The sequence below is a fragment of the Vulcanisaeta sp. EB80 genome, assembly GCF_002078205.2.
Genome location: NZ_LCWN02000068.1, coordinates 1 through 11,659 on the forward strand (window position 1 = coordinate 1; position 11,659 = coordinate 11,659).

Annotated in this window: 12 protein-coding genes; 8 read left to right on the forward strand and 4 right to left on the reverse strand. The window is 47.4% G+C overall.

The window, feature by feature from the left end:
• Positions 1–2: 2 nt before the first annotated feature.
• On the forward strand, positions 3–1,160 hold the full coding sequence (locus B7L70_RS10205; RefSeq protein WP_081227904.1) for a thiolase domain-containing protein: 1,158 nt from the start codon (positions 3–5) through the stop codon (positions 1,158–1,160).
• Between the two features lie 79 nt (positions 1,161–1,239).
• The gene (locus B7L70_RS10210; protein ID WP_081227905.1) at positions 1,240–2,421 is read left to right on the forward strand and encodes a thiolase domain-containing protein; all 1,182 of its coding nucleotides are present in this window, start codon (positions 1,240–1,242) and stop codon (positions 2,419–2,421) included.
• A 57-nt stretch (positions 2,422–2,478) separates the two neighbouring features.
• Here the strand turns inward: B7L70_RS10210 and B7L70_RS10215 are convergent, their stop codons facing one another.
• On the reverse strand, positions 2,479–3,852 hold the full coding sequence (locus B7L70_RS10215; protein ID WP_369907349.1) for an MFS transporter: 1,374 nt from the start codon (positions 3,850–3,852) through the stop codon (positions 2,479–2,481).
• A gap of 98 nt (positions 3,853–3,950) precedes the next feature.
• On the opposite strand from B7L70_RS10215, the gene B7L70_RS10220 reads away from it, so the two are divergent.
• Complete coding sequence (locus B7L70_RS10220) at positions 3,951–4,676, forward strand: aspartate/glutamate racemase family protein (protein ID WP_081227908.1); 726 nt, start codon at positions 3,951–3,953, stop codon at positions 4,674–4,676.
• A gap of 3 nt (positions 4,677–4,679) precedes the next feature.
• Here B7L70_RS10220 and B7L70_RS10225 read toward each other — a convergent pair whose 3' ends face one another.
• Entirely contained in the window at positions 4,680–5,384 is a 705-nt protein-coding gene (locus tag B7L70_RS10225) for an MBL fold metallo-hydrolase (RefSeq protein WP_081227911.1), read from the reverse strand.
• A gap of 62 nt (positions 5,385–5,446) precedes the next feature.
• On the opposite strand from B7L70_RS10225, the gene B7L70_RS10230 reads away from it, so the two are divergent.
• From B7L70_RS10230 to hisF, 5 genes are all read left to right on the forward strand, one after another.
• A complete protein-coding gene (locus tag B7L70_RS10230; RefSeq protein WP_081227927.1) occupies positions 5,447–7,414 on the forward strand; it encodes a hydantoinase/oxoprolinase family protein in 1,968 nt (655 codons plus the stop codon).
• A gap of 93 nt (positions 7,415–7,507) precedes the next feature.
• Positions 7,508–8,356, forward strand: a complete 849-nt coding sequence (gene hisG / locus B7L70_RS10235) for an ATP phosphoribosyltransferase (RefSeq protein ID WP_081227914.1) — start codon at positions 7,508–7,510, stop codon at positions 8,354–8,356.
• Positions 8,353–9,036, forward strand: coding sequence for a HisA/HisF-related TIM barrel protein (locus B7L70_RS10240; protein WP_081227916.1), 684 nt, complete (start codon positions 8,353–8,355; stop codon positions 9,034–9,036). Before hisG ends, B7L70_RS10240 begins: the two co-directional genes overlap by 4 nt.
• Positions 9,033–9,611: an imidazoleglycerol-phosphate dehydratase HisB gene (hisB, locus tag B7L70_RS10245; RefSeq protein ID WP_081227929.1), complete on the forward strand. Its 579-nt coding sequence runs from the start codon at positions 9,033–9,035 to the stop codon at positions 9,609–9,611. Before B7L70_RS10240 ends, hisB begins: the two co-directional genes overlap by 4 nt.
• Positions 9,608–10,375: an imidazole glycerol phosphate synthase subunit HisF gene (gene hisF / locus B7L70_RS10250; protein WP_081227919.1), complete on the forward strand. Its 768-nt coding sequence runs from the start codon at positions 9,608–9,610 to the stop codon at positions 10,373–10,375. The genes hisB and hisF overlap by 4 nt, the downstream gene beginning before the upstream one ends.
• Here the strand turns inward: hisF and hisI are convergent.
• Complete coding sequence (gene hisI / locus B7L70_RS10255) at positions 10,356–10,769, reverse strand: phosphoribosyl-AMP cyclohydrolase (protein ID WP_202908732.1); 414 nt, start codon at positions 10,767–10,769, stop codon at positions 10,356–10,358. The two genes, hisF and hisI, sit on opposite strands and share 20 nt — an antisense overlap.
• Before the next feature lie 45 nt (positions 10,770–10,814).
• A partial coding sequence (locus B7L70_RS13530; RefSeq protein WP_162009158.1) for a hypothetical protein occupies positions 10,815–11,659 on the reverse strand: 845 nt, incomplete at its 5' end.

Here is an 11,659-nt window from a genome sequence, read left to right on the forward strand (position 1 = left end):
TTATGTCACGGAGAGTTGCGATTGTGGGTGTTGGTTGGTACGGGTTTAGGCCCGTGGTGGAGGAGGCGTCCTTCAGGGAGATGATGTTCGAGGCAGCGGTTAGGGCTTATGAGGACGCGGGTGGTATAAACCCAAGAACCGATGTTGACGCATTTGCCAGTTGTCAGGAGGATTTTTGGGAAGGTATAGCGATCGCTGACGAATTTGCACCGGAACCCATAGGTGGTACACTGAAGCCGGTATTCACAACACCAGGTGATGGACTTCAATGCGTTGCCAGTGCCTACATGATGATAAAGACTGGGCAATTCGACGTTGTTGTTGCCGAGTCCCACGCGAAGCCTAGCGACATTGTGAATATGCACGATATTATTTTGTTCGCGATGGATCCAATAACCACGAGGGCGATAAACATGCCAAACTACCACGCAATAGCGGCGCTGGAGGCACAGGCCTACATGAGTAGGTATAATGTGCCTAGGGAGGCGTTGGCGTACGTTGTCTCCAAGGATAAGCGGAACGCATTGCTTAACGAGAGGGCTAGTTATGGTGCAAATATAACTGTGGATGACGTGCTAAACATGCCGTACTCAGTATCCCCACTGACCAGGCTAGACATAGCACCCTTTGTCGATGCTGCAGTGGTTGTTGTCCTGGCTGGCGAGGATGTGGCTAGGAGATTTACAGACACGCCCGTGTGGGTTGATGGTATTCACTGGGTCACTGAGGATCCATCCCTCGAATACCATAGTTGGGAGTTCCCGAGGCATGCCATGTTGGCTGCCGAGGCCGCTTATAAAATGGCGGGTATTCAGGACCCAATAAAGGAACTGCACTTTGCCGAGGTTGATGCAAGGTATAGCTTTAAGGAACTCCAGTTCATTGAGGCCTTGAAACTGGCACCGCCAGGCGAGGCTCATAAGTTGTTGCTTGAGGGTGCATTCGATAGGGATGGATTATTCCCCGTAAACCCAAGCGGTGGCGCTCTTGGCGAAGGAGTTCCACTGGAGGTTCACGGGTTAGCTAGGTTGCTGAATGCCGTGTTGCAGTTAAGGGGTGAGGCAGGGAGGGCGCAGTTGGGTAAGGCTGAGAGGGCTGTGGTCCATAGTTGGAGGGGCGTGCCCACAACAACGAGTGCAGTTGCAGTGCTTAGTAGGTGATGTGGATGGCGAACTCGCCCATAATTATTTCCCCACATGTGTTGGTAATACTTATTAATTCCATGGGGTGGTTACTACTATGAGTAGGAATATCTACGTTAAGCATAGGCCTGCGGTAATAGGGGCTGGACTAACACTATTTAGGAGAAGGCTCTTAGAAACACCAAAGGAGTTGGCCTGGATAGCCGCGAAGCAAGCCCTGGAAGAGGCTGGGTTGACGCTTAAGGACATTGACTGTGTGGTCATAGGCTCGGCACCGGACACATTCGATGGTATCCACATGAAGGGTGAGTACCTAGCTGATGGTGCAGGTGGTGTCAATAAGCCGGTAATGAGGGTCTTCGTGGGCGGCGCTACCGGCGTTATGGTGCCCATAGCCGCCTGGTGGCATGTGGCGAGTGGGCATTGCAAAACCGTGCTTGCCGTTGCCGAGGAGAAGATGAGTGATGCGGACATACCGCACCCACAAGCCGTGTTCAGGTACATCTGGGACCCAGTTACCGAGGTCCCGCTGCAACCAAACCTGATCTGGATATTCGCAATGGAGATGCACAGGTACATGTATAAGTGCGGTGTTAAGAAGGAGGACATAGCCCTCGTAAGCGTGAAGAACAAGCGCAACGCCCTAGACCACCCGGCAGCCCAGGTTGCGGCCAACATAACGGTTGATGATGTTCTAAAGAGCGAGGTACTAGTATGGCCAGTGCAGTTGCTGGATATATCGCCGGTTAGCGATGGCGCGGCGGCATTCGTTGTTGCAAGCGAGGATATCGCCAGAAGGCAGACAGATACTCCCGTGTGGATTGATGGTGTGGGTTGGGCTCTGGACACAACATCATGGACAAACAGGGACTTGGCATTCCCCGAGTACGCAAACGTAGCTGCCCAAATGGCGTATAGAATGGCCGGCATAACAAACCCAAGGAAGGAGATAGATGTGGCTGAGGTTTATGATCCCTTTGACTACAAGGAGCTACATCACATGGAGGGTCTTGGCTTGGCGAAGAAGTGCGAGGCGCCAATACTAACGAGAGAGGGTGTTACACAGAGGGATGGCGACTTACCAATAAACCCATCGGGAGGATTACTAGGCGTTGGCAACCCCATCGCCGCGGCAGGAACGATGAAGGTTGCCGAGATATACTGGCAATTAGCGGGTAAGGCTGGCAAGAGACAGGTAAAGAAGCCCGTATACACAGGCCTGGCCCACGCATGGGGAGACCTAATGCAAGCAAGCACGGTCGTAATAATGAGGGTATAATTTTTGAATGAAATATTGATTTTAAATACTTAATGAAATAATATATAATTTAAGCCCTTACTTTGTTAATATTTCTTCACCCATGTATAATTTACCTTTGGTTTCTCCAACAAGTAGTACCATAGCTAGCACTAGAACTCCTGTGCCTATCATGAAGTACATCGGTGTATATAGGCTATGCGTTGCTGCTATTAAGTACGTCATTATTAATGGCGCGGATCCACCCAGGAAACCAACACCTATTTGGTACGCCATCGAGATGCCGGTATATCTGACCTGTGGTGGGAACATCTCTACGAGGACTATTGGTGTAATTGCACCAGCTAGGTAATAAACGAATAAGCCTCCAAGGACTATTGCTGTAATTATTAATGCAGGATTACCGCTCATTAACATTAGAAAGTACGGTGCAGCAAATACAATGCCAAATACGGCATCAACAAGCATTTGAGGTCTTCTACCGAATAGGTCGGAGAGATAACCAAAGAATATCGAGGCGAATATCCCTATTATTGAGACCACTAGGATCGCGAACTGCGTCACTACGTACGATACATACGGCTTACCGAACTCCTTAGTGAGCGATGTGGCATATACTATTGAGAATGAGTAATTCATGTAGTACCAAATACCATTAAATACGCCAACTAAGAATAAACCAATGAGAATCAACTTCCAGTACTTCCTTATCGCCTCAGAGATGGGGCTCTTAACGATCTGCCCCTTACTCTGTAATTGTTTAAATACTGGTGAATCCTCAACCTTAAGTCTAACGATAACACCTAGTATTGCTATTACAAACCCTATGCCAAAGAGTATTCTCCAACCAATGGATTTAAACCCAGCCGTACCCATTAAGTACGTTAATAGCAAGACCAAACCGCTAATCAATAATGACGCCATCGAGACTGTGGATTGAAGAATTCCTGAATAAAGACCTCTCCTATTTGGATTTATGTATTCTGAGGTTAATGAGAATGAACCACCCCACTCACCACCTAGGGCGACTCCATCCAAGAATCTCATTACGGCTAATATTATGGGAGCAACGATGCCTATTTGATAATATGTAGGTAGAAAAGCAACAACTAAAGAGGAAATACCAGCGAATAATAATGTAAAGTATAGAGCATAAATTCTACCTAATCTATCACCTATATGCCCAAAGATAATACCACCCAATGGCCTGCCCAAGAAACCTATTAGGAATACCAAGTAATACCATAATATTGCTAAAATGAGTACTTTAGATGGAAAGAATAATTCAGCCAATACGGGTGCTAATAAACTATATAGAAAGAAATCATACCATTCAAATGCAATACCTACACTTGTACTGATTATTGCTAATGTTCTCATGGAGACCATAAAGATCTTAATCTCTAGTGCAACTTTACTTTTAAACATTATCATTACGATACCCGTAAACATAATTTATGATTTTATTATAAATATCTATGTAGTAATACTAATATTTATTGCCAACAAAGTAATAAACTTTTTAGACAACAATTTAGTGGGGATGCAATATGAGCTGGGTGAAGGTCGGAGTAATAGTTCCATCATCAAACACTACCGTGGAGAGGGAGTTCAATAAGATATTCGTAGAACCCGACGTAACAATACATAGTGCTAGGATTACATTAAGGGAGGTTAATTTAAAGGGTCTTGAGGAGATGGAAAAGGAAACAGAAAGAGCGGCGGCGGAATTGAGGACCGCCAACGTTGACGTAATAGCGTATGCCTGCACAACAGGAAGTTTATTTAAAGGACCTAAGCATCATGAGGAAATTAAGCAACGGATTGAGGGCATTACGGGGATAAAGGCCGTAGCGACCGCAGGCGCTGTGTTAGACGCCTTAAAGCATTTGAATGCGCGTAATGTTCTGGTTGTCACGCCATATATTGATGAGTTGAATGTAAAGGAGAGAGAGTTTCTTGAAGCCAATGGTTTTAGGGTAATCGACATTAGGGGATTAGGTATTGTGGATAATACCGTAATAGGTGCCCTGGATCCAAGAACAGCATATGAAGCAGCCTTAAACGCTGTAAGGCAGGCTAAGGATGAATTCGATGCACTATTCATATCCTGTACTAATTGGAGAACCTTTGAGATAATAAACCAGCTGGAAAAAGGCGTTGGAAAACCTGTAATAAGTAGCAATAGTGCAACATTATGGTCAGTAATTCGAGCACTTGATATTAAAGTTAAACTTAGATTTAGCTTAGGGACATTATTTGGTAGTTTTATTTAGATTTTATGAGATCTTAAAAATAGATATATCAAGATCTCCCTTGAGATATATTAATAATTTATTTCGCATCTGATTCGCAGGTTTTATCTCTCCATTTATTACATAAAATGGTATATCATGTCCTGGAATAATCAGTCGAGCTAAACTCAGTATCTTAACTATGCTTTTATTTGCCTCGTCTAGGTTGTAATATGCGAATGACGTCTTTCTCCTTACCGCATCATCAACGTACTTAATGGCATCCCCAACGATTGCTGTTCCGTCATCTAATAATGCACCCATGGTGCCCCCAGTGTGTCCAGGCAATTCGACGAATTTAATACCGTGAAGCTCATCATTATCATGTACGAGGATTAACTTATCACTAAGTACCTGAAGCAGGAAGTCTGCAATGTATGGGTCATTTGCCTGATTCATTGCATAGTTTCTCTCCTTTTCTGATATTATAACCTTGGCATTTCTGAATAGTAATGCGTTTATGGCATGGTCATAATGGAGGTGAGAAACTATTACGTAGTCTATATCGCCAGGCTTTAGCCCACTAGAATTCAATTCCCTGAGCAGATACTCCCTATTGCCGTAATGCCCAGGATCAAAGATTATGTATTTTGAATCGGCCTCAATAAGCACTATGTTACAAAAGCCAACGAAACCCAAGTCTGTATATATTGGCACGCCAGGTACTAGAATACTGAATCTATGCCCCATAATAATCCCAATGCTCCTTAATGGCTTTATATTTATATAAGTGCCACTCAAGGCATATGAGGATGGTTGCTGTAGCTGTTGATGTTGGTGGGACATTTACAGACTTCGTGGTTCTCAGGGACGATGGCTCCATCGAATCGTTTAAGGTGCTTACGACGCCAAAGAGTCCTGAGGTTGCGGTTCTAGAGGGTTTGAGGAGGGCTAAGCATCGCATTGATGAGGTTCTCCACGCAACAACGATAGGAACTAACGCTCTCCTTGGTCAGGTTGGTCTTGAGCTACCGAGAATAGTCCTATTCACGACTAAGGGTTTTAGAGATGTCATCGAGATTGGGCGTCAGAATAGGCCTAGGCTCTATGACTTATTCTTTGAGAAACCTAAACCATTGGTTCCCAGGGAGCTTAGGTTTGAGGTTGATGAGAGGGTTTTGGCTGATGGCACTGTTGCCAAGAGGGTTGATGTTAACGAGGTTGAGAGTTACGCGATTAAGGCCAAGTCCGTTGGGGTTGTTTCCGTTGCCGTGGCCTTCCTTCACTCATACGCGAACCCTAGTAATGAGGAGATTGCCGGCGAGGTCCTAAGGAGGCACTTTAGGTACATTAGTTTATCCAGTAGGGTTGCGCCTGAGCCTCGTGAGTACGAGAGAGCATCAACCACGGTTGTGAATGCCGCGTTGATGCCCATAGTCAGCGATTACGTCGCCAGGTTTTCCGAGGGGCTCAGGGAGCTTGGTATTGCGAGGTTCTACATAATGTCGAGCGCGGGCGGTTTAGTTGATGCTGAGGAGGCTGTTGAGAGGCCTGTGCAACTCATCGAGTCAGGACCGGCGGCTGGCGCTATTGCTGCGGCTGAGTTCTCTAGGGTCATCAATGTTAGTAATGTGATTGGGTTTGACATGGGTGGTACAACGGCGAAGGCATCGTCGATAGTTAATCACGAGCCGGAGGTTACCACGGAGTATGAGGTTGGTGGCGAGGTTCACCACGGTAGGATCATAAAGGGTTCCGGATACCCAGTTAGGTTTCCATTCATTGATCTAGCGGAGGTATCCGCTGGGGGTGGCACGATAATTTGGCGTGACGAGGCCAATGCCCTAAGGGTTGGGCCCCTGAGTGCGGGTGCTGACCCGGGGCCGATATGCTACGGTAAGGGTGGTACTGAGCCCACACTGACTGATGCGAACCTAGTCCTTGGTAGGATTGGTGAGTACTTGCTTGGTGGTGAGATGAAGCTTGATAAACACAGCGCCACCAAGGGCTTGGCTAGGTTGGGCGATCCAGTGCAGGTGGCTAACGATGCCATCAGGTTGGCCAACATGGAGATGGCTAGGGCCATTAGGTTAGTCACCGTCGAACGTGGGTTGGATCCTAAGGACTTCGTACTAATGGCATTCGGAGGTGCCGGCCCTCAATTCGCAACCTTCGTTGCCGAGGAGCTTGGTATAACGAAGATCGTGATCCCACCAGAGCCTGGCGCATTCTCGGCACTCGGCTTGTTGATGGCTGACTCGAGGTTTGAGGCTAGGTTGTCGTTCCCGAAGGATTTGGAGGATGGGTTCGGAAAGCTTGAGGAGAACCTGCTCAGTAGGTTGGGTAGGGTTGATTACTTCGTTAGGTTGGCTGATGTTAGGTATGTTGGTCAGGGTTGGGAATTGGTTGTGCCTGTTGGTAGGCCGGCTAGGATTGAGGATGTCGAGAGGGAGTTTAATGAGAGACATAGGGCAACCTATGGTTTCAGTCTCAATAAGCCCGTGGAGGTTGTGACCATAAGGGTTTTCGCGGTAATCAGGAGGGTTAAGCCGAAATTTAAATCGCCAAGTGTTGGCGGTGAGGCTAAGCCGAGGACGTTTAGGAAGGTTTTCTTCGATGATTGGCTTGAGACGCCCATTTACTGGCGTGACGACCTAGTACTGGGGCAGGTGGTAAAGGGACCCGCGATAATTGAGGAGTACGGCTCAACAATAGTAGTACCACCCAGATGGGGGGCAACCGTGGGCCAGCACTCCGAGGTCGTCCTCTCACGCACGTAATCCCCTTGGTACTATTGATACTATTAATAATGCAGTAATACTTATATACCCTATTGACCACCCTGAACCAATGATCAAACCCCAACATACCTAATGGCAATACCCTCAAAGGGACGCCTAGTCGAACCAGTGATGAACCTGCTAAGTTTGATTGGTTTAAGGCCGCAATCGATCGATGAGAAGGCCCTCGTAATACCAACAAACTGGCCGTCGCTTAACCTCATAAGGATTAGGCCTGAGGATATACCAAGCATTACAGAGTCCGGCTCAGTACTAATGGGCATTACCGGCCTTGACTATGTAGTGGAGAGTAATGCCTCCGTGGATGTCGTCGAGAGGCTGGGCTTTGGTAGGGGTAAGTTAGTCATTGCTTTCCCAAGTAGTTCCGGCGTTGACGACATTGATGACATTAGGGATGGTGTTAAGATAGCCACGAAGTACGTCAACATAGCCACCAAGTACTTCAGCGGGTTGGGTAAGAGGGTTAGGATAATCAGGATAACGGGTAGTGCGGAGGTCATGCCAATGCTCGGTGTTGCCGATGGCATAGTTGATGTTATGTCCACGGGAACAACGCTGAGACTTCACGGGCTCAAGCCTGTTGGCATCATTATGGAGACGGAAGCCGTGCTAATAGCACCTAGGAGTTTAGACGACGATTACAGGGATTACCTCAATAAATTCCTACTACTACTCAGGGGCGCTCTATCCTCAAGTGGAAGGAGGCTCGTGCTGATGAACGTACCCCTACAACACCTTGACTCCGTCCTTAAGATCCTACCTGCGATGGAGGGTCCAACGATCGCGGATATAGCAGGTAAGCCTATGAAGGAGGTGATCTCCGTAGTCCCCGAGGACCTACTACCTGAGTTGTTACCTGCCCTAAAGAGGGCTGGTGCGAAGGATATACTGGTCCTGAACATCGAGAAGGTGATACCATGAGGGGCTTAGTAATACCATCAATCGACATTAGCGGCGGCCTAGCTGTAAAGAGGGTTAGGGGAGTCAGAGGTAGTGAGTTGGTTAGGCTTAGTATTGATGAGGCTTTGAACCTGGTTAAGGACTACCCTCTCGTCCACGTTGTTGACCTGGATGGGGCAGAGCTTGGCAGAATAGTTAACTCGGAATCCATAGCCAAGATTGGTTCCTTCATGGGTGGTAAATGCCAGGTCGGTGGTGGTGTTAGGGACGCGGGTAGCGCAAGGGAGTTACTTAGGCATTGCAGGAGGGTCATTATCGGCACATTGGCCGTAGAAAAACCCAATGCGCTTAAGGATATGGTCGAAGAGTTGGGTCGGGAGAGGGTTGGCGTTTCATTGGATGTTCAGGGTGAGTGGGTGTTTGTTAGGGGTTGGAGGGTTAGGGCCGGTAAGATAAACGACATCATGAATAGGTTACCCAGAGTCGGCGTTGTTGTGTTCACGAATGTGGAGGTTGAGGGGACCGGCATGGGTCCCAGGGTTAGGCGTGACATCATTAATGCATTGAGGAGCGTTGGTGAGGAGATTTATTACGCAGGTGGTATCTCGAACTGCGACGATATTAAACAGCTGTGGGAGTTAGGTTTTGACGGTGTGATAATAGGCTATGCTCTCTATGTTAAGAGGGTGGTATGTGGATGATTAGGCAGGCCGTTGTTGAGAGGAGGACTAGGGAGACGGAGGTTAGGGTTGAGCTTAGGCTAGAGCCTGGTGATATCAAGGTGGATACGCCGATAAGGTTCCTGAACCACATGCTTGAAACCCTGATCTTCTACATGGGCGCCTCAGGAAGCATAAACGCCGTCGACCTGAGAGGGTTCGACGACCACCACGTTGTTGAGGATGTGGCCATAGTGCTGGGTACGGCGATGGATAAGGCGTTGGGCGATAGGGTTGGTATAGCCAGGTTTGGGTGGTCCATAGTACCGATGGATGATGCCTTGGCGCTGGTGGCTGTGGACCTAGGCGGTAGGTCTTACTTCGTATTTGACGGAAGCTTTAGTAGGGATACTGTTGGTGACTTGTCCACGGATATGATACCGCACTTCATCAGGAGCTTCGCCGATTCGGCAAGGGCTACCGTGCACGTGAAATTACTCGGTGGTGAAAATGAGCATCATAAGGTTGAGGCAATATTCAAGGCCCTTGGGCTATCCCTCAGGCAGGCCATGCAGATTGTTAGCGACCAAGTAATGAGTACCAAGGGTGTGATATGATGAGACCTGTGAATATAGTAAGGAGAATAATTCCCTGTCTAGACGTGGATGCTAATGTGGTTGTTAAGGGTGTGAATTTCGAGGGTCTTAGGGTAGTTGGGGATCCCGTGGAGTTGGCTGGTAGGTATGAGGAGGAGGGTGCAGATGAGTTGTTTCTACTTGATGTTACTGCTACAATACAGGGTAGGGCTACGTTTCTAAAGACTGTGCGTGATGTAGCGTCGGCAATAAACATACCCCTCGGTGTTGGTGGTGGCATAAGGAGTGTTGCCGATGCTGACGCAGCCTTTAAGGCAGGTGCTGATAAGGTCAGTGTCAACACAGCGGCTGTCAAAGACCCAGGGATAGTCAGTACATTGGCTAGGGAGTATGGCTCCCAATCAACTGTGGTGGCTATAGACGCAAGGAAAGCCGGCAGCGCTTGGTCGGTCTTCATAATGAGCGGTAAGGTTAATGCTGGGTTGAACGCCATAGAATGGGCTAGGACGGTTGAGGAGCTTGGCGCCGGTGAGTTGCTGGTCACGAGCATAGACACCGATGGTACAAGATCCGGGTATGACGTGGACCTATACAGGGAGTTGTCAAATGCTGTTAACATACCAGTAATAGCCAGCGGTGGTGCTGGTGAGCCAAGGCACTTCCTGGAAGTGCTTAAGTACGCCGATGCGGCACTGGCAGCGAGTGTCTTTCACATGGGCATAATAAATATCATGAAACTCAAGGCATACATAAATGAGGCTGGAATCAGGGTTCGCCTATATTGAAATTCGTGTCCAGCCTAATTTTATTCACATACCTCGCGTCAAAGCAGGACCTAGTGCCTAGATGGCAGGCATTACCGACCTGGTAAACCTTGAGTAAAAGCGCATCGCCATCACAATCAATCCTGAAATCAATGAGGTACTGATAATGACCACTGGTTTCACCCTTGAGCCACAGCTTCTTACGGCTGAGTGACCAATAATGAACCATGCCTGTGGTAAGAGTCTTCACGACAGCCTCCTTATTCATACTAGCCACCATTAATACGTCCTTACTCTGCCAATCCTGGGCAACCGCTATAACCGTATTATCCATATGCCTATACCACAGTGACTCGGCAACCTTAAGTGCATCCTCAATACTGAGCCTCATGACCTTAATACCATCAGGAAGCATCGAATTACGTAGGTCCAGGGCTTTATAACCTTATTTTTAATTAATTTATAATTGGGTACCCATGAATATTATGGAATCCTCCTTAACCGAAGTCCTCACCATCCCCTCATCATCGTCCAAATCCTTATATATCAAGTACAATTCATCGCCCTCGCCCATAAGCGCGAATGCGAACTCATTGGTTAACCCCACTATTGAGAATGGATCCCTCGATATTATAGCCCTCTTCACCGATAAACCACCGACTGGGTGAAATAGAAATCGTATCAACACATCGGAAGCTCTATCCCTAAACTCATCATAATCCACCTCCCTAAATTCCCCCGACCACTCACCATCAACATCCTTACGCAATACACTTCTCAAAATGAACCTCCTACCCAAATCCCTATCCACATTTAGGGGTATGAGTATGAAGTATGGCCTCGTTTTGAATATATCGACCGATTTCTCATCAATTACAAAAGCCCTAAAAGGAACTCCCTCAACAGCGTACGTAAGCAATAAACCCTTACTAATACGTGCCTTCACTAATCCCTTCTCCCCATCACCAAAGTCATTAAATGCCAAATAGACAACCCCACCCTCACCTATCAATACCAACGCCGAATTATCATTGGCACCGGCTATGAAGAATGGATCCCTCGATATCACTATCTCCCTCTTAACCGGGTTAAGGAACACATCAAAGAACCTCCTATGGACCTCATAAACTAACTCCTCAGGCATGACCTCCATAAACGCATCCCTCCAATCACCACCAACCCTAAGCCCCACTACATCCTCAACAGCACCCCTAATCAACTCCTCCCTACGCCCATCCTCAACCCTCAAATTGATGACAAACAATGAAGCATTATTAACAACCCACCTCAGTAGCTCATCCACAT

Coding starts and splice junctions, on each gene's coding strand:
- B7L70_RS10205 (WP_081227904.1), top strand. CDS start 3: ATGTCACGGAGAGTTGCGATTGTGGGTGTTGGTTGGTACGGGTTTAGG.
- B7L70_RS10210 (WP_081227905.1), top strand. CDS start 1,240: ATGAGTAGGAATATCTACGTTAAGCATAGGCCTGCGGTAATAGGGGCT.
- B7L70_RS10215 (WP_369907349.1), bottom strand. CDS start 3,852: ATGTTTACGGGTATCGTAATGATAATGTTTAAAAGTAAAGTTGCACTA.
- B7L70_RS10220 (WP_081227908.1), top strand. CDS start 3,951: ATGAGCTGGGTGAAGGTCGGAGTAATAGTTCCATCATCAAACACTACC.
- B7L70_RS10225 (WP_081227911.1), bottom strand. CDS start 5,384: ATGGGGCATAGATTCAGTATTCTAGTACCTGGCGTGCCAATATATACA.
- B7L70_RS10230 (WP_081227927.1), top strand. CDS start 5,447: ATGGTTGCTGTAGCTGTTGATGTTGGTGGGACATTTACAGACTTCGTG.
- hisG (WP_081227914.1), top strand. CDS start 7,508: ATGGCAATACCCTCAAAGGGACGCCTAGTCGAACCAGTGATGAACCTG.
- B7L70_RS10240 (WP_081227916.1), top strand. CDS start 8,353: ATGAGGGGCTTAGTAATACCATCAATCGACATTAGCGGCGGCCTAGCT.
- hisB (WP_081227929.1), top strand. CDS start 9,033: ATGATTAGGCAGGCCGTTGTTGAGAGGAGGACTAGGGAGACGGAGGTT.
- hisF (WP_081227919.1), top strand. CDS start 9,608: ATGATGAGACCTGTGAATATAGTAAGGAGAATAATTCCCTGTCTAGAC.
- hisI (WP_202908732.1), bottom strand. CDS start 10,769: ATGCTTCCTGATGGTATTAAGGTCATGAGGCTCAGTATTGAGGATGCA.